Source organism: Kiritimatiellaceae bacterium (genome assembly GCA_013141415.1).
In the GTDB taxonomy this organism is placed as follows: Bacteria; Verrucomicrobiota; Kiritimatiellia; order Kiritimatiellales; family Tichowtungiaceae; genus Tichowtungia.
This window is the reverse complement of the sequence record JABFQY010000005.1, coordinates 204,267-226,481: the sequence shown is the minus strand read 5'-3', so window position 1 is coordinate 226,481 and position 22,215 is coordinate 204,267. Positions and strand designations below refer to the sequence as shown.

The 22,215-nt window shown below is 54.7% G+C and carries 21 protein-coding genes and 1 tRNA gene; 8 read left to right on the top strand and 14 right to left on the bottom strand.

What is annotated here, in order from left to right; all coding sequences use genetic code 11:
- Window positions 1–166 precede the first annotated feature (166 nt).
- From HOO88_08125 to HOO88_08110, 4 genes are all read right to left on the bottom strand, one after another.
- Window positions 167–1,804, bottom strand: coding sequence for an MFS transporter (locus HOO88_08125; protein NOU36721.1), 1,638 nt, complete (start codon window positions 1,802–1,804; stop codon window positions 167–169).
- A 90-nt stretch (window positions 1,805–1,894) separates the two neighbouring features.
- Window positions 1,895–2,041: a hypothetical protein gene (locus HOO88_08120; GenBank protein ID NOU36720.1), complete on the bottom strand. Its 147-nt coding sequence runs from the start codon at window positions 2,039–2,041 to the stop codon at window positions 1,895–1,897.
- A 66-nt stretch (window positions 2,042–2,107) separates the two neighbouring features.
- The gene (locus HOO88_08115) at window positions 2,108–2,269 is read right to left on the bottom strand and encodes a hypothetical protein (GenBank protein NOU36719.1); all 162 of its coding nucleotides are present in this window, start codon (window positions 2,267–2,269) and stop codon (window positions 2,108–2,110) included.
- Window positions 2,270–2,673: 404 nt separating this feature from the next.
- Window positions 2,674–2,937, bottom strand: coding sequence for a hypothetical protein (locus HOO88_08110; GenBank protein ID NOU36718.1), 264 nt, complete (start codon window positions 2,935–2,937; stop codon window positions 2,674–2,676).
- A 107-nt stretch (window positions 2,938–3,044) separates the two neighbouring features.
- On the opposite strand from HOO88_08110, the gene HOO88_08105 reads away from it, so the two are divergent.
- A complete protein-coding gene (locus tag HOO88_08105; GenBank protein NOU36717.1) occupies window positions 3,045–3,422 on the top strand; it encodes a RidA family protein in 378 nt (125 codons plus the stop codon).
- Between the two features lie 21 nt (window positions 3,423–3,443).
- On the opposite strand, the gene HOO88_08100 is transcribed toward HOO88_08105, so the two are convergent.
- The 5 genes from HOO88_08100 to HOO88_08080 form a co-directional block, all read right to left on the bottom strand.
- A tRNA-Pro gene (locus HOO88_08100) sits at window positions 3,444–3,520 on the bottom strand.
- 221 nt (window positions 3,521–3,741) lie between these two features.
- Window positions 3,742–4,149, bottom strand: a complete 408-nt coding sequence (gene queF / locus HOO88_08095; protein ID NOU36716.1) for an NADPH-dependent 7-cyano-7-deazaguanine reductase QueF — start codon at window positions 4,147–4,149, stop codon at window positions 3,742–3,744.
- A 203-nt stretch (window positions 4,150–4,352) separates the two neighbouring features.
- A complete protein-coding gene (locus tag HOO88_08090) occupies window positions 4,353–5,000 on the bottom strand; it encodes an HAD-IIIA family hydrolase (protein NOU36715.1) in 648 nt (215 codons plus the stop codon).
- Window positions 5,000–6,082, bottom strand: a complete 1,083-nt coding sequence (gcvT, locus tag HOO88_08085) for a glycine cleavage system aminomethyltransferase GcvT (protein ID NOU36714.1) — start codon at window positions 6,080–6,082, stop codon at window positions 5,000–5,002. Before gcvT ends, HOO88_08090 begins: the two co-directional genes overlap by 1 nt.
- Window positions 6,076–6,708 carry an HAD family phosphatase gene (locus HOO88_08080; protein NOU36713.1) on the bottom strand — a complete coding sequence of 211 codons (633 nt, stop codon included), beginning with the start codon at window positions 6,706–6,708 and terminating at the stop codon, window positions 6,076–6,078. The genes gcvT and HOO88_08080 overlap by 7 nt, the downstream gene beginning before the upstream one ends.
- Window positions 6,709–6,772: 64 nt before the next feature.
- Here HOO88_08080 and HOO88_08075 point away from each other — a divergent pair, with 64 nt between their 5' ends.
- Both HOO88_08075 and HOO88_08070 read left to right on the top strand, forming a co-directional pair.
- Window positions 6,773–7,957, top strand: coding sequence for a hypothetical protein (locus HOO88_08075; protein ID NOU36712.1), 1,185 nt, complete (start codon window positions 6,773–6,775; stop codon window positions 7,955–7,957).
- A 45-nt stretch (window positions 7,958–8,002) separates the two neighbouring features.
- Complete coding sequence (locus HOO88_08070; GenBank protein ID NOU36711.1) at window positions 8,003–10,888, top strand: peptidase M16; 2,886 nt, start codon at window positions 8,003–8,005, stop codon at window positions 10,886–10,888.
- 261 nt (window positions 10,889–11,149) lie between these two features.
- Here HOO88_08070 and HOO88_08065 read toward each other — a convergent pair whose 3' ends face one another.
- From HOO88_08065 to uvrB, 3 genes are all read right to left on the bottom strand, one after another.
- Window positions 11,150–11,869: an rRNA pseudouridine synthase gene (locus HOO88_08065; protein ID NOU36710.1), complete on the bottom strand. Its 720-nt coding sequence runs from the start codon at window positions 11,867–11,869 to the stop codon at window positions 11,150–11,152.
- Between the two features lie 419 nt (window positions 11,870–12,288).
- Window positions 12,289–12,444, bottom strand: a complete 156-nt coding sequence (locus HOO88_08060; protein NOU36709.1) for a small basic protein — start codon at window positions 12,442–12,444, stop codon at window positions 12,289–12,291.
- A 71-nt stretch (window positions 12,445–12,515) separates the two neighbouring features.
- Window positions 12,516–14,561, bottom strand: coding sequence for an excinuclease ABC subunit UvrB (uvrB, locus tag HOO88_08055; protein NOU36708.1), 2,046 nt, complete (start codon window positions 14,559–14,561; stop codon window positions 12,516–12,518).
- Between the two features lie 175 nt (window positions 14,562–14,736).
- On the opposite strand from uvrB, the gene ettA reads away from it, so the two are divergent.
- Entirely contained in the window at window positions 14,737–16,413 is a 1,677-nt protein-coding gene (gene ettA / locus HOO88_08050; GenBank protein NOU36707.1) for an energy-dependent translational throttle protein EttA, read from the top strand.
- Between the two features lie 214 nt (window positions 16,414–16,627).
- Window positions 16,628–17,362: a DUF1643 domain-containing protein gene (locus tag HOO88_08045; GenBank protein NOU36706.1), complete on the top strand. Its 735-nt coding sequence runs from the start codon at window positions 16,628–16,630 to the stop codon at window positions 17,360–17,362.
- Here HOO88_08045 and HOO88_08040 read toward each other — a convergent pair.
- Entirely contained in the window at window positions 17,359–17,634 is a 276-nt protein-coding gene (locus HOO88_08040; protein NOU36705.1) for a DUF2934 domain-containing protein, read from the bottom strand. The two genes, HOO88_08045 and HOO88_08040, sit on opposite strands and share 4 nt — an antisense overlap.
- A gap of 153 nt (window positions 17,635–17,787) precedes the next feature.
- On the opposite strand from HOO88_08040, the gene argS reads away from it, so the two are divergent.
- The 3 genes from argS to HOO88_08025 all read left to right on the top strand — a co-directional run bounded on the left by argS (window position 17,788) and on the right by HOO88_08025 (window position 21,485).
- Window positions 17,788–19,521: an arginine--tRNA ligase gene (gene argS / locus HOO88_08035; GenBank protein NOU36704.1), complete on the top strand. Its 1,734-nt coding sequence runs from the start codon at window positions 17,788–17,790 to the stop codon at window positions 19,519–19,521.
- Between the two features lie 74 nt (window positions 19,522–19,595).
- Window positions 19,596–20,297, top strand: a complete 702-nt coding sequence (locus HOO88_08030) for a DNA alkylation repair protein (protein ID NOU36703.1) — start codon at window positions 19,596–19,598, stop codon at window positions 20,295–20,297.
- 144 nt (window positions 20,298–20,441) lie between these two features.
- The gene (locus tag HOO88_08025) at window positions 20,442–21,485 is read left to right on the top strand and encodes an alpha/beta hydrolase (protein ID NOU36702.1); all 1,044 of its coding nucleotides are present in this window, start codon (window positions 20,442–20,444) and stop codon (window positions 21,483–21,485) included.
- A gap of 28 nt (window positions 21,486–21,513) precedes the next feature.
- Here the strand turns inward: HOO88_08025 and HOO88_08020 are convergent, their stop codons facing one another.
- Window positions 21,514–22,212 carry an SDR family oxidoreductase gene (locus HOO88_08020; GenBank protein NOU36701.1) on the bottom strand — a complete coding sequence of 233 codons (699 nt, stop codon included), beginning with the start codon at window positions 22,210–22,212 and terminating at the stop codon, window positions 21,514–21,516.
- Between the last annotated feature and the right edge of the window lie 3 nt (window positions 22,213–22,215).

The following is a 22,215-nucleotide window of genomic DNA, read 5'->3' as shown; positions in this document are numbered from 1 at the left end:
TCTTCCGCCATGAAACCGGCGTGCTACTGGCATTTACGGGACGACGGACTGATCGAATGCGATCTCTGCCCGCGCCACATCCATCTTGGAGATACCCGCATCGCGGTCTAAAAATTCAAAAGGCCGGGAAGATTATTCCCGGCCTTTTGAAATGAGATGCAGCGAATTATCCCTGCGCAGCCGCGGCGACGCGTTTACGTTCTGCAAGGATTTCTTTGATCTCTTCCATGCGCTTTTTCGTCAGCGGGTAGCGGTAGAGAATAAACAGAGAAAACAGCAGGAGTATGGCTGGCGCAAAACTGAACAGCAGGCGCATATTTAGTATTACACCCGGAAGCTGATTTACACCCAGTTCAATATTAAATCCGGTGGCTACCAGTACAGCGCCAGCGGCAAGCGCCTGAATGGATGCAATCGCTTTCATCATCCAGGCCATGACCGCGCCGAACATTCCTTCGCGACGACTGCCGGTGTTTAGTTCATCTATATCGGTCACATCCGCCATCATTGTACCGAGTACCGTGTAGGTACTGGAAATGCCCAGCGAGAAAAAGAACGGCAGGATATACTGCAACTCCGGATATGCCGGATTCAGGCAGAACCAGTTCAAAACGCATCCGGCAGACGTCATCAGAATCGCCAGCCGCAGAGCGTTGTGCTTCTGGTACTTCTTGCATATCCAGGTAATCAGCGGAATTGCAGGAATACCTAGCAATGCGGCAAAAGATCCCACTTTGCCGCTCATAATCGCTCCGGCCTGTTTGTCGCCACCGAACACATAGTAGATATTAATAAAAAGTCCCAGTTGCGCAAACAACCCGATTGCCACTTGAATAACGACATACAACGAGGCGATTTTTAAAAAGTGCCGGTTTTTGGCCGTTGCCGCGATAGACGCGAACATGTTCACTTTTTTTCGTGCACGATCCACTTTCGTCCGCTCTTTGGTGAAGCAGGTCGACAGGATGACCAGCGGAATAGCAAAGCTGGCGAGAATAATGGTGAGCCACTTGATCCCTTCAATGCCGTCCACGAAAAACGACCCGAGACAGAAGGGAAGAAACCATGGCCCCAGGAAACCGATCAGTTTGTCGAAAATAGACCGGAACGCAACAACACGGGTTCGCCCGTGATAGGAAGGTGAAAGCTCAATCCCGAGAGCATAATACGGCACGGAAAAAACGGTTTGCGCAGTAGCCATAAGCATTAATGCAATCGTCAGATAGATGAACAGGTGCTTCTTTTCCTTGGAAGTTTTTTCGAGTTCCGCAATTCCGTCCCGCATAGAAGCCATGAACGATTTGCGCGGCGGACGTATGTTTTTTTTCTTATCTATAATCGGAGCAACAGGGACGACAGAAACAGTTTCTCCGGCCTTATCTGCCGAAACAACAGCACTATCCGCGATCGGCGCAGCCGGTTTCACCACAGCCGTCGGTTCCACATTAGGAGTTCTTGGAGAAGACGGAATAAACAACCACGTCCCCAGACAAACCAGTGCAAGGGAAACTCCACCGACCAAAATAAAGGGTCTCCGCCGACCCCACCGTGTATTCGCATTGTCGGTGATGGTAGCCATGACCGGGTCGGTAAAAGCATCCCAAAGTGTTTTGATAGCGAGAATCATTCCAGCCAAAATCGGGCTCATACCGAGCGTAATAACCATCAGGGGGGTTAGAAGTGCATAGGTCTTGCCAGCCATCATGTTGGCCGCCGTTCCCATACCGTAAATTATGATCTCACCGCGAGAGGCCTGATCTTCCGGCTGCACCTCGGCGCCATTCGACACATCTTTTTTAATCATTAGGATATTCTCCATGAATTTTACGATGCCGCTCCGACCCAAAAATCGGATGAACACAGGTCGCCTTTTATACACCCGATCGGATATTTTTCAAGAGTTGACACAAGAAATAACGGCGGTGGTATCGACTTCGCCGGTCGGCTCCGGCTTGAGCTGCCGCGAGCGCCAGAGCAGGAAGATCGCCGGGCAGACCAGCCGTTCCATGATGAATGAGGTGGCGAGTCCGCCGACCGGCATGTGGATCCAACAAATAAAAAGCGCCCCGGTTGCCCAGGGCGCTCCTTTTAACAGACGTTCAGTCTGTTATTTTGCACATTTGCAGGTTTCGCATTTGCAGCAGGCGCAAGGCGCGCATTTGCACGCTTCACACTTACAGCAGTCTTTGCATTTTTCCTGCGCCGGTGCGGCCAGCGCGGTGCCCATCAGGGTCATCGCGACTAATGCTGTCATCAGAATCGTTTTCATAATTTCTCCTTTTTAGATTTCAACGCTTTGAAACACCAATAGTTGAATCAGGAGACAATCGGCGGACGCAGAAGCGGCGGGTCAGTCCGTTCAGCCCACAGCGTGTTCTGAATGAGAATCCGTCCGGAAAGAGACGGTATAAAATAAAAATTGGACTCAGCTGGCAATGCAGACAGTGTCGGCGTCGCCTGTACGCAGCCGCAATGCTGCGCATTTTTTTGAGCACAGCCGTCACACTGACAAGCCGCACTCTCAATATGAGCCTTCCCCGGCGAACAGCAACAGCACGCCGTTTCAGAAACCGCGACCTTATGCCTATCCGGCGCCGCCTTTACAAACGGAGGCGCGACCAGTAAAGCCAGAGCGAGAACCACTGAACCCCATCTTTTCATCGGAAATGTCTTTTACTTCTGAGGCGTTTTTTCGAGTTCAACGCCCGCGGCTTTCATCTTCGCGATGTATTTCGCCGGATCGGCTTTAACCGCTTTAACACATCCTCCGCAACAGACGTAGATGCGGTAACCGTCTGAATCCACATACAGTTTCGGATTAACCGCCTGCCCCGCCATAACCGGACAGGTCGCTTGCGGTTTGCCATCGGCATAAACAGGGGCCGACGCAACCAGCATCAGTGCTACCAGTGCACTTGTCTTCTTTGTCGTTTTCATGCATCCACAATACACCTCGCACAGGCATATGTCGATAAAAGAAACCAGAACGGTCGGCTTTAGTCAAACGGCTCGACGAACCATGCAAAGCGCAGTAAAAGGAACGCATGAAAAGAGAAATCATCCGCACAGAAACTGCGCCCTCACCGGTCGGCCCATACTCTCAGGCCGTTAAAGTCGGCGACACGCTTTACTGCTCCGGCCAGATTCCTCTGAATCCGTCCGGCGGCGCGATTCCTGACGGCATCGAAGCGCAGACGCGGCAGGTGCTGGCGAATCTGAAAGCTGTCCTGACGGCTGGCGGCGCGGATTTTCAAAACGTCGTAAAAACCACCGTCTTTCTGAAAGACATGAACGACTTTCCCGCCATGAACGCCATCTATGGCTCAGCTTTCACCGACGCCCCGCCCGCCCGTTCAACCGTGCAGGTCGCCCGGCTTCCAAAAGACGTCCTCGTCGAAATCGACGCTATCGCCGCGCTTTAATTCATGGGGAAAGTGAAAAGATGGTCGGGGTGACAAGATTCGAACTTGCGACTTCTACGTCCCGAACGTAGCGCTCTACCAGGCTGAGCCACACCCCGAAATTAGGACAAGACGGAGCATGGTACTAGGATTCATCCTTTTGACAAGTCCAAGCCTTAAAATTAAACCCGAAAAAAGGCGGGCGGCAAAAATTGAACCGTCAAGAGTTGAAATACTTTGTTCAGGGCGATCAAAGCCTTTGGAGTGCGGCGGCAAGTGTAACGCGACGCCGCTTTAAACAGAGCGGCCTCGCGCCTGCGGCTTGCGTCCGCACTCCAGATTAAGAATCCGCCGAATCGACGCGAACACTGGAGCGGATACCGCCGCGGGCGGTGAAGTCGCCGGTGACGATCAGTCGGCGCGGTTTGCAGACGGCGGTCAGGTCGGTGAAGATGCGGTTGGTGACGTCTTCGTAGAACGAGCCTTCGTTGCGGAACGAAAAGAGAAACAGTTTGAGCGATTTGCTCTCCACACAGAGTTTATTGGGAATGTATTCGATCTTGATCGTCGCGAAGTCGGGCTGGCCGGTGATCGGACAAAGCGAGGTGAACTCGGAGGTTTCAAAGGTGATCCAGTAGTCGCGCTGCGGATTGGAGTTTTTGAAGGTTTCCAGAATCGAAGCATCCGGTTTTTTCGGATAGTTCTTCTCGCCCTTCTTCAGCAGTTTCAGTCCTTCGATATTACTCATAACTCATCTCCCTAAAATTAAACCGCGAATGGCCGCGAATATACGCTAATGGCTGCTTCACAGACCAGCATTCAATTATTCGTACCATTATTGTTTTTAGATTTCCCTCGCAGAGACGCTAAGTTCGCAGAGGATCATTTGCCCCCAGACCTCTCTGCGGTCTCTGCATCTCTGCGAGGAATACCCTTTGCACGTTATTTTGGCTATGACCCAGAACCGATAAAAAAATCTACCAGTTCCCCAAATCTGTTCCAGACCTGATCGGGGGTAAATTGACCGGTATGGCCGATGCCGTAGGTGACGAAGCCGCTTTTGACCCCAGCGTTATGCGCCACTTCCAGATCGGTGTGGTGGTCGCCGAGCATCCAGACATTTTCCGGCGCGATTCCCGTCGCGCCGATCAACGCGAGAATCCCGTCCGGCGAAGGCTTCAGGTTCGGCAAATCGCCGCCGCCAATGATCCACGAAAACAAGTGGCCTACGCCGAGGTGATTCAAAATGGTACGCGACGGATCGCCCGGCTTGTTACTGAGTACTGCCAGCAGGTGACCGTCCGCCGCCAGCTTCTTCAACCCGTCGGCAACGCCCGGATAAAGTACGGTTTCATCGAGCATGTGCTCGGCATAAAACTTTTTGTCGAGCGCGAGCGCCTCGTCAACGTCCACCGCCGCGCCTTCCAGCGAGCGTTCGACCAGCACGCGGATTCCGTCGCCGACGTAGGTTTCGATCTTTTTCATGCTGAGCGGAGACAGCCCGTAATGCGCCCGCATCAGATTGATGCCTGTTGCCAGATCGGCCCGCGTATCCGCCAACGTTCCGTCGAGATCAAAGATGAGCAGTTGCTTTTGCATCACCCTCTTGCCGTTCCGTTTTTATAGAAAGGCAGCTCAACCACTTTGGCGGGAAAAAGTTTTCCGCGAATCTCGACATCCAGAATACTGCCGATAGCGGCGTGAGCGGCTTTAACAAAGGCGAGCGCGACGGCTTTTCCGAGACTCGGAGAAACCGATCCGCTGGTGACCGCGCCGATCTCTGCGCTCTGGCAGAAAACTTTGTCGTGGGCACGGGCGGCGCGCTTGCTGTCGAATTCCAGCGCGACCAGAAATTCCGGCGGGTTCGCCACGTCGCGCCGGACAGCCGCTTCACCGATGAATCCGCCCTCTTTGCGAATAAACATTCCGCGGCTGGTGGCAACCGGTGTTTGGTCGAGTGAAAGTTCGTGGCCGTAAAGCGAGTAACCCATTTCGAGACGAAGCGTATCGCGTGCGCCGAGGCCAATCGGTTTGATATTCGGATTGGCGAGCAGTGCGCGCCAGATGCGGACGGCATCCCGCGCCGGAAAATAAAGTTCATAGCCCCAGTCGCCGGTGTAGCCGGTGCGGCTGACCAGCATTTCAGTGTTCAAGCACTGGAAACTTTCGGCGCGGAAATATCCGAGCTCCGGAAGTTTTTTACCGATCACCTTTTCGATTTCGGTGCGCGAGGTCGGCCCCTGCACGTCAAGTTTGGCAATGCCGTCGGAAAGATCGGTGAAAACAGTTCCGGACGAAAGATGCTGGCGAATCCAGACCGAGTCACTTTCAAGTGTGGAGGCGTTGACGACGAGCATATAGCGTTCGTTACCGAGCCGATAACAGGTGAGGTCGTCAATGACGCCGCCCTGATCATTGAGCATAAAGCCGTAGCGGCACTGGCCGACAGCCAGCGTAGAAACATTCATCGTCAGTAACCGTTCAAGGTCGGCGACGACCGTCGGGCCGGTCAGTTCGAATTCGCCCATGTGACAAATGTCGAACAGGCCCGTTTTGGTGCGGGTCTGTTCATGTTCGGCCAGAATGCCCTCGTACTGGATCGGCATATCCCAGCCGCCGAATTCAGCCATCCGTGCGCCCAGCGCAACGTGTTCTCCGTGAAGCGGTGTCGTTTTCAAAATTGTTTAAGCTCCTTCCAAGTGTAACGCGGTACGCCTTCCACAAACCGTCCCGCACCGTTTTCGATCATGACCACGGCGCATCCGGCGGCCTGCGCCGCCGCCACGCCGGCCGGACTGTCTTCAAAGACGATTACATCTTCCGGCGACAGTCTCATATTTTTCAGCGTCAGTTCATACATTTCCGGATCGGGTTTGCGGTGTGTCACGTCATCGGCGGTGACAACCGATTCGAATACGTCAATTAACTGCGCCTCGACCAGTGCCTGTTTCACAAAGCGGCGCGGCGAATTACTGGCCAGCGCCATGCGCATCTGCTTCTGCCATTTTTCAATGAACGTATCCGCGCCGGGCAGAATTTCCGCTTCAAAGTTCCGGTTCACATGATCCCGCTTACGGCTGAGCACCTCGTCCGGATCCAGCGTGAGGCCGTACCGCGCCGCAAGAACCGGCGTAAACACGTTGGTGTGCGCATCAAAAAACTCGCGCCGTTCAGACGGCGTCAGACGGTAGCCGCTCAACGCCTCAACGGCGTGCGCGAAACCATCGGCGTGATATTTCTCGGAATTAATCAGTGTTCCGTCGAGATCAAAAATGAACGCTTTGTATTCGTCTAAATAGGTTTTCATACGGGTGGTGAATTTCCCGTATAAAACTTCCGCTGAAAAGAAACTTTTGAGAGATTGTTTGCGGATGAACAAGACCCCCGCCAGCCGGAATCTGTTTACTGCGCTCTTTGCCGTCCTGACGGTCGGCGTCATGGCGCTGTTTTATAACCTCTACGAGCCGTGGCAGCCGATCGGCCCGGAATTGATCCCGGATGGGCGTTTCAGCACATCTGCCGCCACCCATGTCTGGAGCGGCTGGAACGAACAGACCCGGCTGGTTCAGGATGGCGGATTCGACGGTTCTCCGGGCGTCATACTGACTACTTCGCCGGGTCAGAATGGAATTCTGCGCTTTACCACGTACAACTTAACCAACATCCCCGCCTTCCGTGTGACCCTGCGGGCCGCCGCTCATGGCGTTGTCCGTGGTAAAGAAGGATATCACGTCCCGCGCGCCATTTTCTTTTACCACGATGCCGCGGCCAAAAGCCTGTTCGGCCTGCACCACGGCGTGATGGATATCCCGAAAGACAGCAGCTGGCGTTATTACAAGGACTTCTTTCCTGTTCCTCCGGGAGCCGCCAACGCCCGTCTGCATATCCAGAATCTCGGCTCCGCCGGAATCATGCAGATTGACGATGTCTCGGTGATTCCGGTTCGGGAGCGGTCTTCCGCGCCGTGGTGGAAATTGTTTTTCGGCACTTTGTGGACGATTTCTTTCGGCATCTGCCTTGTCGCCTTGCGGCCATGGGCCCGCCGCTGCGGATATATGATTCTGGTGACACTGACGCTGATTCTGGCCGGCATCATTCTTCCTGGAAAGCTTCTCGATGACTCGATTGAAAAATCGTTTCACACCGCAAAAAACCTGATTCCGAAACGCGTCATGCCCGCGCCTTCGGCTCAAACTGTGAAAGCAACGCCGGAACCATCCGTCGCTCCAAAACCGGCCGCGCCGAAAGACGAGCCGACATTCGCCCTGTCCGGCACCGTCGTTGAACAGTCACACATTATCGGGCACTTCGCTCTTTTCAGTCTGCTGGCGTTTCTTTCGGCTCTCTCGTGGGTTCCCGCGCCGTCGTTAAAGCGCATCGGAATCGTATCTGCCGGATTGGCTTTTTTCGCCGCCGCGACGGAAGTCCTGCAATTTATTCCCGCCGACCGCTCGGCCGGCCTGAGCGATCTGCGCGTTGACATAATCGGCATGGCCGGCGCGGTTATATTGGTTTTTCTCCGGCGCAGTCTTCAGCGCCTCATAAGCCGTAATTAACGTTGATTGGCGACAGCAGCGCCGCTATCCTCTCCCGCTTTAATTATGAATAATTTTAAACTCATCCGGGAACAGTTTGTCAGGGAGTTCAACGGCACGGTCAAAGAGTACCGCCATGAACCGACCGGCGCGGAAATTATTTCGGTTGAGAACACGCATAACAACAAAGCGTTCGGCATCACCTTTCGTACGCCGCCGTCCGACTCCACCGGCGTCGCGCACATTCTGGAACACACCGTTCTGTGCGGCTCGCGCAAATACCCGCTCAAAGATCCTTTCGTTCAGCTGTTGAAAGGCTCGCTCCAGACATTCCTCAACGCCATGACCTATCCGGACAAAACCGTCTATCCGGTCGCCAGTCAGAACGAGCAGGATTTCTATAACCTCGTCGACGTGTACCTCGACGCGGTTTTCTTCCCGCGCATCACACCCGCTTTTTTCCGGCAGGAAGGCTGGCACTACGAACTGGAAAACATCGAAGCCCCGCTCACCTGCAAAGGCGTCGTTTACAATGAAATGAAGGGTGCCTACTCATCGCCCGACAATATTCTGACCGAACGCTCTCAGCAGGTGCTCTTTCCCGACACCACCTACGGACTGGACTCCGGCGGCAATCCGGCAAAAATTCCGACGCTCACCTATCAGGATTTCCGCAAGTTTCACGAAACCCACTACCATCCCTCCAACGCCCGCATCTTCTTTTACGGCAACGACAATCCGGAACGCCGCCTGAAAATCCTTGGCGAGTATCTCGACGGTTTTAAACAGTTAGAAACTCCGCCCGACTCCGCGATTCCGCTGCAAAAACCTTTTGATAAACCGATAACCGTTGAAGAATCCTATGCCGTCAGCGAAGAAGCCGGCAAAGCGTTCATCACCGTCAACTGGGCCATCCCCGACGGCATTCTCCATTTTGCTTTGATCATCCTCGACCAGATTCTCACCGGAACCTCCGGCGCGCCGTTGCGCAAAGCGCTGATCGAATCCGATCTCGGCGAAGACATCGCCGGATTCGGACTCGAAACCAACCTGCGCCAGCCCGCTTGGTCTATCGGCATGAAGGGCGTTGACGTTCCCAATCTAGAAAAAGTCGAAGCGCTGATTTTCCAGACGTTGAAAAAACTAGCGGAAACCGGCATTGATCGCGGCGACATTGAAGCCGCCATGAACTCCTTCGAGTTCGACCTGCGCGAAAACAATCACGGCAGTTTCCCTCAAGGCCTTTCCGTCATGCTGAACATGCTGGAAACGTGGCTCTACGGCTGGGATCCGCTCGGCCTCGCCGCCTACGAGCATCCGCTCGCCGAACTGAAAAATAAAATCGCAGCCAACCCGCGCTACTTCGAAGAACTCATCGAAAATATCCTGCTGAAAAACACGCACCGCGCCACGGTCCGCCTGATTCCCGACAAAGACAAAGCGGCCCGCGACGAAACCGAAGAAAAAGCCCGCATGCAGGCCGTCCGCGACACCATGCATCCCGACGAGCTGGCCCGTACCGTTGATGCCGCCGCCCGCCTGCTCGATATGCAGAAAACGCCCGACACGCCGGAAGCCGTCAAAACGCTACCGCTCTTGAAACGCGACGATCTGGATAAAAAAATCCGCACCATTCCGCGCGCCGTTGAACAGCGCGACAACACCACGGTTCTGTTTCATGAAATTTTCACCGGCGGCATCGTCTATGTGGATATCGGTTTCGACCTCCACGCCATCTCCGCCGAAGACCTGCCGTGGGTTTCGCTCCTCGGAAGCATGCTTCTCGAAATGGGCACGCAGAAAGAGGACTTCGCCGCACTCTCGCAGCGCATCGCGCAGAAAACCGGCGGCATCCACGCCTGCCCGTTTCTGGCCGCGCTGGAAAACTCTCCCGACAGCGCCGCAAATCTCTTTCTGCGCGGAAAGTGTATGAGCGGACAGACCGGCGACCTTTTCAATATTCTGCACGACATCCTTTTCATTCCGGCCTTTAACAACCGGAAACGGTTCAGAGAAATTCTGCTGGAGCAGAAGGCCGAGATGGAAGGTTCGCTGGTTCCCAGCGGACATTCCGCCGTCATGTCGCGACTCAAAGCGCATTACCACGAAGCCTACCGCGCCGGTGAAGCCCTCAGCGGAATTGACGCCCTTTTCTTTCACCGCGACATGCAGAAAAAGATGAAAGAGGACTGGCCCGGCACCGTCGCACGGCTTGAAGGTATTCTGCAAAAACTCCTCGCCGGCGGCCTGATCGTCAACATCACCGCCGACAGCAAAGACCGCGCTTCGGTTACCGGAACGCTGGAAAAATTCCTCGCCGTTTTTCCGAAGACCGGAAACGCTCCTTCCAATAACTGGAAGTTTCCGGCAACACGGCCCGCCTCGGAGGCACTATTGATTCCGTCGCGCGTCAACTATGTCGGCCGCGCTATCAACCTGTTCGACAACGGCTATAAAATGGACGGCTCATCGCTCGTCATCACCAAATATCTGCGCACGGCGTGGCTCTGGGAAAAAGTCCGCGTACAGGGCGGCGCGTATGGCGCGATGTGCGGCTTCGATCCGAACTGCGGCGTTCTCGCATTCGCTTCGTACCGCGACCCGAACCTGGCCGGTACGCTCGAAGCCTACGGACAAACCGCTGACTTCCTGAAAAATCTCCAGCTCGACGAAGACGAACTGACCCGCGCACTGATTGGCGCCATCGGCGGCATCGACATCTATCTGCTGCCCGATGCCAAAGGCTACACCGACACGATCCGCTACCTGACTGGCAACACCGATGAAAAGCGGCAGAAACTGCGCGACGAACTGCTCTCAACAACGGCGGATGATTTCAAAGCGTTTGCCGAGTTCCTCAGCATGGACAAAGCCGTTACGTCGGTTCTCAGCTCGCCCGTCGGCATCAAAGGAAGCGGCATCGCCTTCCAAAGCACGCTCAAGGTGCTTTAAAAACTCTAGAGCGTTTTAGGAAAAGGTGTAGCCACGTTCGCAACCTCCCTTCGGGAAGGTCGCCCTACAAGTTGGCTTGTAGGCCGAGCTTCTTCGGTATCCCGAAGAGCTTGGGTAAACATAGATTTAATTAAAACGCTGTAGCCGCGGGCGTCTTGTCCCGCCATAGCCTTCGGCGACGGCGGATGACCGCGGAAAAGAAAATGCGGCCACCGGCCGCACCCACAGAAAAAACAATCAGCCACCAATTTTTTATGCGCTCTAAAGCCCAACGGCCTTGCGGAGTTCAGCGACCTCGGACGGTGCCAGCTCGCGATGTTCACCGGTACGGAGTTTTTCAAGACGAAGCGGGCCGACGGAAACACGCAGAAGACGGCCCACTTTGCATTCCAGCACGTCCATCATGCGACGAATATGACGGTTGCGCCCTTCGCCAAGTGTCAGCGTATAGCCGGGCTGATTGGCAATCGTCCGGCGCAGCGGTTCCACTTTTAATGCCTTCAGCTTTTCGCCGCGACAGTTAAGCCCTTTGAGCATCCGGTCGATTTCATCCGGTGTCAGTTCGCGGTCGATCCAGACCTGATACTTCTTCTCAATGTGGTGGCGCGGATGCATCAGGCGATGCGCCAGATCGCCGTCGTTGGTAATCAGAATCAGCCCTTCGCTCATCACGTCGAGACGCCCAACCGTATAAACGCGTCCCGGCAGATCGGAAAACATATCGATCACCCTCTCGCGTCCTTCGGGGTCGTCGGAGGTACAGATGACGCCGACCGGCTTGTTGAGCATGATCCAGACCTTTTGATCCAGCTTGACCGGCCTGCCGTCGCAAGTGACTTTCTGGACACCCGGATCAACCTTGGTGCCAAGTTCCGTGACGACTACGCCGTCAATCGTAACCAGCCCATCGGTGATGAGCTTTTCGCAGGCGCGGCGGCTCGCCACCCCGCACTCCGCCAGATATTTTTGCAAACGAATCATATTTCTAACCACTGATTTTCACTAATCGGCACTAAATTATACAAAATTAACTTAATGAGTATTTTTTCACCACCCGCTTCGCTAGAGCAAACTTCGGAGTAAGTCGGAGAGCTTCTCTCAATAAACGGAACTGATTTGGAGCAGAGATCGCAAGTGAAAGCTCGTTTTTACTTGCGATCTCTGCTCCGAATCAAGCCCTGTGCCAGCAGGGCTGCCCCGAAACTATGGGGCACCGTTTATTCCATCTTACTTCTGATTTCTGAACTTCCCCTCTGCCCCCCTCGGAGGTCCCTCTAGCGAAGCGGGTGGTAAAAACTCTTTGGTTGCGGCTGTGCCACGCTAGATTCATTAGTAGATTAGTGGATCCCATAAAAAAGCCCCGGCAGTACCGGGGCCTTACCAAAATAAGAAACGATGGCTTACTCGGCCGGTTTGGTCTTCACCAGACCGAAGCCGCGGTCGCCGTCTTTCCATCTGCCTTCTGCCTTAAGCAGGTCAACGCGCTCAAAACGCTTCAAAACGTTGCGACGAATCGAAATTTTGCTGGCCGACTTCAAACTGGAATGCATTGTCATGGTTCTTCTCCTAAAAATCTTTTTTCAAATGAGCGGCACAGAATACCGTTTTTGATTGGGTTGTCAAACCCTCATCCGCCCTGTTTCCGCCCGCGCATTTTCCGTCCCGTATAGAGCATTTTCCCCGTCTGGGCTGGCTTCTGCGGCTCCACGGAAACCTTCAACTCATAAAGCTGATCGCGGAGGAGCGCGGCGCGTTCGAATTCGAGTTTGCCGGAGGCTTCGATCATTTCCTGCTCCATTTCGCGGATGGTCTGGTTGATGTCATAGTCTTCGCCGGTTTCGCGCACGATGCTTTCTTCCAGCTCCTCCGCATCTTTCTTGAGATGGCCGAGGCTTTCCTGAATCCGGCTTTGAATCGCCTGCGGTGTGATGCCGTGCTCCGTGTTGTAGGCAACCTGTTTTTTCCGGCGGCGGTCGGTGATATCCATCATCCGGCGCATGGAGCCGGTGATGTTATCGGCGTACATGATCACCTTGCCGTCCGTATGGCGGGCAGCGCGGCCCGCCGTCTGGATCAGCGCGGTTTCTGAACGCAGGAATCCTTCCTTGTCGGCGTCCAGAATCGCCACCAGCGACACCTCCGGCAGGTCGAGTCCTTCGCGCAAAAGATTGATGCCGATCAGGCAGTCGAACTCCGCCTTGCGCAGTCCGCGTAGAATTTCCACGCGTTCAATGGCATCCACTTCGGAATGAAGATACTCGACGCGCAGTCCGACCTTTTTCAGGTACTCTGTTAAATCCTCCGATGTGCGCTTGGTCAGCGTCGTTACCAGCGTCCGCTCGCCGCGTTCGGCGCGGGAACGGATTTCTTCCATCACGTCATCGATCTGTCCTTTGAGCGGACGCACCTCGACCGGCGGATCGATAATGCCGGTCGGGCGGATCACCTGCTCAACCGTCTTGCCACTGTGCTCCAGTTCGAACGGTCCCGGCGTGGCCGTGGCAAAAAGAATCGGGCCGGTGATATCCAGAAACTCGGTGAACTCCAGAGGGCGGTTGTCGAGCGCCGACGGCAGACGAAAGCCGTGCTCGACCAATGTCGTTTTACGGGCGCGGTCGCCGTTCGACATGCCGCGAATCTGCGGCAGTGTCACATGTGACTCGTCAATGATCGTCAGAAAATCCTTCGGAAAATAATCGATCAGACAGGCAGGCCGGTCGCCAGCCGCGCGGCCGCCGAGGTGGCGGGAATAGTTTTCAATGCCGCCGCAATAGCCGATCTCCTTGAACATTTCGATATCGTACATCGTCCGCATCCGGACACGCTGGGCTTCGATCAGCTTGTCATGATCTTCAAACCATTTCACCCGCTCTTCGAGTTCCGCCTTAATCCGCACCAGCGCCGGTTCGATCTTTTCCGCCGCCATCACGAAATGCTTGGCGGGCGAGATAGTAATCCGTTCAAGCTCTTCTTCGGTGGCGGCGGTCAGCGCATCAATCCGGCGGATGCTTTCGATTTCGCTGCCGAAAAAAGCGATACGGATGCCGTGCTGCGCATAGGACGGAAAAATATCGACCGTGTCGCCGCGCACACGAAAGGTGCCCGGCACTTGCTCGTAGTCATTGCGCTCATACTGAATGGCGACCAGTTTCTTCAACACATCGTCGCGCTGGCAGATATCGCCGACATGCGCCGAGAACACCATCTCGCGGTAATCCTCCGGCGAGCCGAGGCCGTAGATGCAGGAAACCGACGCGACGATAATCACGTCGTCGCGACTGAGTAGGCTGTCGGTCGCCGCCAGCCGCAACCGTTCGATCTCCTTGTTGATCGAGGCATCTTTTTCGATAAAGGTGTCGGTCTGCGGAAGATAGGCTTCCGGCTGGTAGTAGTCGTAATAGCTGATGAAAAACTCAACGGCGTTGTTGGGGAAAAAACTTTTCAGCTCGGCGTAGAGTTGTGCCGCCAGCGTTTTGTTATGAGAAATCACCAGCGCGGGCTTTCCCTGCCGCGCAATGACGTTAGCCATCGTGAAGGTTTTGCCGGAACCGGTCACCCCTTCCAGACACTGGAAACGCTTTCCGTCTTCCAGCCCGCGGCAGAGCGAATTAATCGCCTCCGGCTGGTCGCCGGTCGGCTGATAACCTGAAACAAGTTGGAAGTTAAAATTCACCGCCCACAGAATACGCAGAAACCCGCAGAAGTTCCAGACATTGGAAACAGAACCGCGAATGAACGCTAATTAACGCGAATGGGATCCGCAGTTAAAAAATCTGATATTCATTGGCGTGCATTTGCGTTCATTCGCGGTTAAATTCCACCCCCTATTTTTGGAAAGGAAATTTTTTATGGCCGGCGAATATGTTTACAACCTGCAGAACCTGACAAAACAGCACAACAAGAAAACCGTGCTGGAAGACGTCACGCTGGCGTTTTTCTTCGGCGCAAAGATCGGTGTAATCGGCGGCAACGGATCCGGTAAATCGTCGCTTCTGCGCATTATGGCGGGCGAAGACACCGAATACATGGGTCAGGTGCAAATCGCGAAGCGGGCGCGGATCGGCTATCTCGCGCAGGAACCGCAGCTCGACAACTCCAAAACCGTCATGGGCAACGTCATGGAAGGCGTCGCCGCTTCGCAGGCGATCCTCGACCGCTACGATGAAATCTGGGAACTGCTCGCTGGCGACGTTTCCGACGAGGAATCTGAAAAGCTGAATGAAGAAGTGGCTTTGTTACAGGATAAGATTGATTCGCAGGACCTCTGGAATCTGGATAATCAGGTCGAAATGGCGATGGACTCGCTCCGCCTGCCGCCGGGCGACAGTTCCGTCGAAAAACTCTCCGGCGGTGAAAAGCGCCGCATCGCTCTTTGCCGTCTGCTGATTTCCAATCCCGACGTCCTGCTCCTCGACGAACCAACCAACCACCTCGACGCCGAATCGGTTGCCTGGCTGGAAGAATATCTGAAGCGCTACACCGGCACGATTGTCTGCATCACCCACGACCGTTACTTCCTGAACAACGTCACGGAATGGATTCTGGAGCTCGATGCCGGACGAGCCTTTCCGTACAAAGGAAACTACGAAGCATGGCTCTCGCAGAAACAGGCGATGCTCGACGCGCAAAACAAGCAGGCTGCTTCGCGCAGTAAACTGCTGGCCCGCGAACTCGAATGGATTCGTACCAATCCGGTTGGCCGCCGCACCAAGAGCCGCGCCCGCATCCAGAACTATGAACAGCTCGCCAAACAGGAAATCGACACGCGCGAAGACAGCGTTGAAATCCAGATTCCTTCCGGCGAACGGCTCGGTAACCTCGTCGTGCGCGCCGAAAATCTCACCAAGAACTACGGCGAACGCGTCATTTTCGAAAACGTCAGCTTCGACCTTCCGCCCGGCGGAATCGTCGGCATTATCGGCGCCAACGGTGCCGGTAAAACCACGCTGTTCCGCATGATTACCGGACAGGAAGAACCGACCAGCGGCAAACTCACCGTCGGCCAGACAGTCAACGTCTCTTACGTTGACCAGTCGCGCGACTCGCTCAATCCCGACAAAAACATCTACGAAGAAATCTGCCGCGGCAACGAATGGCTCGATCTCGGCGGCAAGCGCATGAACGGCCGCGCCTATTGCGGCAAGTTCAACTTCAAGGGGGCCGAACAGCAGAAAAAAGTTGGCATCCTCTCCGGCGGTGAACGCAACCGTGTCCATCTGGCCAAACTGCTTCAGCGCGCAGGCAATCTGCTACTGCTCGACGAGCCGACTAACGACCTCGACGTCACCACCCTGCGCGCACTCGAAGAAGCGCTGCTCAGCTTCGGCGGCTGCGCGGTTGTCGTCAGCCACGACCGCTGGTTCCTCGACCGCATCGCCACGCACATTCTGGCGTTTGAAGGCGACAGCAAAGTCACCTGGTTTGAAGGCAACTACGAAGCCTACCACGAACAGCGCCGTAAACTGCTTGGCGATGAAGCCGACAAACCGCACCGCATCAAATTCCGACCGGTGAGTCACAAGTAGGGTCTCCCGAAAGTAGACGCGACGCCCTCGTCGCGTTTCTTGACTTAATGCGACGAGGGCGTCGCATCTACATTTAGAGTGAAAGCGGCTTCCAGCCGCTGGCCAATGGCAAGGATGCCTCTTCCACCTAAACGCCGACCCCGATTATTACCGGTTGATCAATTCGGGTCAGAAGAGATAGGCCTTCCCGATGTTTTATGCTTAACTCCGCGACATGCCCAACTTCACTTACGCCGCAGAATTGAAAAAGACGTTCCGCTGTTACGGACATTTCTACCGTCTGCACGTCAAAGGCGTGGAGCCGCAGCTTTGCCGGAGCGTGCTGGAGATTACTTCCCTGCCGCGTGAAGCCGTCGGTGCCGGCAGTGATTCCCGTGATCTGTTCGACAATTCCGGCGCAATGCGAAATCTGCCCGACGCCGTGGTGATTATGATGAACCCCGGCTCGTCGCGTCCGATTGAAGACGGCGATACCGACAGTCTGCTGACAATGCCGCTGGCCGCCGGATTCCAAAAGCCGCTGGCGCTGACGCAACCGGACAACACGCAGTATCAGATTATGCGTATCATGGTTTCCAGAAATTGGAATCATGTTCGTGTGCTGAATATTTCCGACCTGCGCGATCCGAAGAGTCCGAGTTTCATCGCCAAGACCAAAATCCTTGCCGAACTTCCCGGCGGCGCAACACACAGTTTGTTCTGCGCAGAACGCACGGCGGAGCGCGAAACGATGCTGCGCCGGAAACCCGGCGCACCGTTTATTCTCGGCTGGGGTCAGGACAGCGGACTGATTCCGCTAGCGAAGCAATGTCTCAGCCGGATCAAAGGTGAAAAGATTATCACCGTGCCAGCCGGAAACGATCCGGTGTTGACGGCACATCCGAGTCCGATGATGCAGAAAAAAAAGGAAGAATGGCTTGCCGCCATTCTTGCCGCGTTCGCCTGTTAGGCGACGTTAAATTTGGCGCGCACAGCCGCTTCTGCATCCATCCAGTATTCGGTGGAGCTTTTCTTGTTGCCGTCGTTCTGTGAAGCGAAGTAGGCGGCTTCGCTGACCATCGCGTAGAACCGTTCCTGAGGAATCGTTTCTTTCTTCGCAACAGCCTTCTTCGCCGGAGCCTTTTTCACAATGGCTTTTTTAACAGCCGGTTTTGCAGCGACAGCTTTTTTAACAGCCGGTTTGGTCGCCGTCTTTTTTACAGTTTTCTTTTCAGTAGCCATTTTTTCTCCCCCTTTAATTATTTGCCGCCGTCTTCGTTTCGCGGCGGTCGGGACTTTAATTTTCCGCACCCTGAATACAAGCTTAATTAGGCGCTTTAACTGAATTCTAAAATATGGTTCCATCCGCCCTGCTTTCAGCCCGAAAGAAACAGAATGAAAAAAGAAACCGCATCCCTCGAAACACAGCTCTCCGCGTGGTGTACAGAAACCTTTGCCGCCTGCTTCCCGCAGACGGATTTCTCTGCCGCGCCGGTCACCGTAATTCCGAGCCGCAACGAAGAGTTTGGCGACTGCCAGTGCGAAGCCGCCATGAAGCTCGCCAAGGAATTGAAAACCAATCCGCGCGCCGTCGCCCAGCAGTTTGTCGAAAAAGCCGTTCTGCCGGACTTTGTCGAAAAGATCGAAATCGCCGGACCCGGCTTTATCAATATTCATCTCAAGACCTCCGCACTGGCCGCTCAGCTCGAATCCATGCAGGCCAACACCAAACTCGGCGTTCCGAACATCGGAAAAAATCAAACGGTCATCATCGACTACTCCAGCCCGAACGTCGCCAAGCCGATGCATATCGGCCACATCCGCTCCACCGTTATCGGCAACGCGCTGGATCGCCTCTACCGCGCCCTCGGCTACAACGTCATCGCCGACAATCATCTCGGCGACTGGGGCACCCAGTTCGGACTGATCATTCTCGGCTACCGCGAATTCGCCGACGCCGAAGCGCTCAAAACCGCGCCGGTCGAAGAACTCGAACGCATTTACGTCAAGAGCTACACCATGTCCAAAGAGGACGAAACCTGGCGCGACCGCGCCAAGGCCGAGCTGGTTAAACTCCAGCAGGGCGATAAAGAAAATCTCGCGCTCTGGAAAACGTTTATTGAACTCACGCTGAGCGAATTCAACCGCATTTATAAACGGCTCGACGTCTCTTTCGACCTCTACCGCGGTGAAAGTTTCTACAACGACCAGCTCGCCGGAACCGTCGAACTGCTCAAAGCAAAAGGCCTCGCCAGCGAAAGTAACGGCGCGCTCGTCTGCGATCTCGAGGCTGACGGACTCAACGTCGCCATCGTCCGCAAAAGCGACGGCGGCTACAACTATGCTTCCACCGACATCGCCACCGTCATTTCGCGCACCGAGGAATTCAAACCGGCGGAAATCATTTACGTCACCGACGAACGCCAGCAGTTACACTTCAAGCAGTTCTTCCACATCTGCAAAAAACTCGGCGTGCCAACCAAGCTCACCCACGTCTGGTTCGGCCTCATGCGCCTGCCGGAAGCCACTTTCTCCACCCGCGAAGGCAACGTCATCAAACTCGAAGCCCTGCTCAACGAAGCCGAAGCCCGCGCTCTCGAAGTGGTGAAACAGTCGAGCCCGAACATGGACGAAGCACAGCAGAAGGAAATCGCCCGCGCCGTCGGCATCGGTGCCATCAAATACACCGACCTCAGCCAGAACCCGCAGAGCCTCGTCACGTTTACGTGGGAAAAAGCGCTCGCCATGGACGGCAACTCCGCGCCGTACCTGCAATATGCTTACGCCCGTATCGCCAGCGTCCGCGATAAATACGCCGCGCAGTTCCCTGATAAAAATCCGGACAGTTATCCGATCATCATCGGTGAAGAGATCGAACGCCGCCTTGCACTTAAACTCACACGCTTTCCCGCCGCTGTGGAAGCCGCAGCCAAACTCGACCGGCCCAGCGTCATGGCCGATTACCTTTTCGATCTTTCGCAGGCCTACAGCTCGTTCTACCAGAACGTACCGTTCCTGAAAGCCGACGAAGGCGTCCGCGAAAGCCGCATTCGCATCTGCGCCCTCACCGCCGCGATTCTCAAAAAAGGCCTCGCTCTGCTCGGCATTGAAACGCCGGAACGGATATAGAGAAGGCTTTTCTGCCTTCGGCAGATCCGCCGGAGGCGGAAGACCATAGGCCTTAGACTTCAGGTATTCTCTTCATGACCACGTCAGAAAAAATCACGAAACAGCTAAAGGCACTGGGAAACAAAACCGCCGCCGAACATGCTCAGGGATTTTTCAAAACCGGCCCCGGACAGTACGGCGAAGGCGACATCTTCCTCGGCATCCGCGTTCCCGTCCTGCGCCAGATCGCCAAAGAGAACCGCGACATCGCACTCGATGACGCCGTCGAGCTGTTGCAGTCGCCGCTCCACGAAGTCCGCCTGCTCGCTCTGCTCATCATGGTCTTACAGTACGAACGTGGCGGCAATGAGGCCGCCGTCTATCGCGCTTATCTCAGCAACACACACCGGATTAACAACTGGGATTTGGTGGACTGCTCCGCCGCGCAGATCGTCGGCTCTTATCTATTTGAACGACCACGTGCCACGCTCTACAAACTGGCAAAATCCAAAAGCCTCTGGGAACGGCGCATTGCCATCATCGCCACCTTCTATTCCATCCGCCGGAACCAGTTCGACGACACCCTCGCCATCGCCGAGATTCTGATGAACGATAAAGAAGACCTGATGCACAAAGCCGTCGGCTGGATGCTCCGAGAAGTCGGCAAGCGCGATTTGAAAGTCGAAGAGGACTTCCTGCTCCCGCGCTATAAACAGATGCCGCGCACCATGCTGCGCTACGCGATCGAGAAATTCCCCGAACCCAAGCGCCTCGCCTATTTGCATGATCGGTTATAAGAATTCCCTATAAAATATGCCCGACAGGAATTAACACCGTTTCCTGCGCAGTTTTTACTGGCAAGCAATAATGGGGAGTCTATACATTCAAAACCGTCTTTGAATTCAGACAGTCTCTTAAAAGGAATAAGGAGCCGGACGCTTATGAAAACTGCATGCATATTTTCCCTGTTGCTATTTTTTATAACCGGAAGCTCGAATGCTCAGGAGATGACAAACACCACCGGAAAATATGCGAAGACAGAGCAGGATGTTCTTGTCGATAAACTCGTGGCCGCAACGGAAAAATGGCCGAGCTATGTCGGGTTCCCTGCAACGCTGGAAAGCAAGGATGTGATTTACTCGAGTCCGGGCGGACACGATTTACCGCTGACCTATTTCACTCAAAAAGAAACCCAATCACTGCGGCCAGCCATTCTTTTTATCCACGGAGGCGGCTGGAGATCGGGCGATCGAAAACAATTTTTCCGCCAGTCGATTTATTTGGCCCAGCGGTATAATTTATTCGCGGTGAACATCGAGTACCGGTTCAGTCAGGAGGCAAAGTACCCTGCCGCTCTGATTGACTGTAAGGCAGCTGTGCGGTGGATAAAATCCGTGGCAGAAGAAAATCATATCGATCCGAACCGTATCATTGTTGTTGGAGGTTCTGCCGGCGCTCATCTGGCCTCGATGACCGCCTTGACACAAGGACTCGATGAGTTCGAACAAGGGCCCCATCTCAATTACAACAGCGATGTGCAGCTGGCCGTATTGTTCAATGGACATTTCGACATGAATGATCAGCTGAAAGATCACGCTCAGGATAACAACATGGCTCAGTTTTTCGGCGGCCAGCCCTGGGACATTCCGGAAGTTTACGGTTCGGCATCTCCCTTCTTGAGAGTCAGCAAAAAATCACCTCCCATGCTGTTTCTGCATGGAGATCAGGATCCCTTTCCGTGCCGCCAATCGATTGCCATGAAGGAACGTCTCACCTATTACGGCGTCCACTCGGAGGTGGAAATCTACAAAGGCAAAGGTCATGCGTGGTTTAATGAGAAAGAAGATTGCATCATAACAACCGCCCGCATGGAGAAGTTCATTGCAGAACAGTTCAAACTCAGCGCCCCGCCTCAGTCTGTTTTAGACGAAAGCCTTCGTGTCTTTGATCAAACAGAAAATGTCACGATGGGTACGGCAAAGTAAGCCCGGCAAGGTCGGTCGCACACTCTGCTTACTCTTCATAAATCATCTTCTTCATCATGCCGCCGTCGGCGACAAAGTTCTGACCGGTGACAAATCCGGCGGCGATCAGATAGTCTGCCAGTTCCGCAATGTCCTGCGGAATGCCGACGCGTCCGGCGGGATGCTGTAACCGGTCGGCTTCGCTGTGCTTCGCATCTTTACGCGTTTCAATCCAGCCGGGACTGATGCAGTTGACGCGGACATCCGGCCCGAGGCTGACGGCGAGCGCATGCGTCAGCGCCACGACGCCGCCTTTCGAAGCGGCGTACGCTTCGCTGTCCGACTCAGACTGAATGGCGCGGGTCGAAGCAATGTTAACGATCGCACCTTTCGCCTGACGCAGAAACGGCGCGGCGTGTTTCGCCATCAGGAAATAGCCGGTCAGATTAACGCCGAGCACGCGATTCCACTCTTCGAGCGAAAGCTCCTCGACGTTGAATTTTCCAATAGTTGAAATCCCGGCGTTATTAATCAGTGCGTCAAGCCGCCCAAACCGTTCGATCGTTCTAGCCACGGCCTGCTTCGCCGTGAATTCCAAAGAGGTATCGCCCAGCACGGCTTCCAGCCGGTCGCCGGATGTCATTTTCTGAATATCCACCGACGTCACGTTCCAGCCGGATTTAAGAAAATAGTCTACACATCCGCGCCCAATGCCCTGCACTCCGCCGGTGATCAAAATGGTTTTCATCGA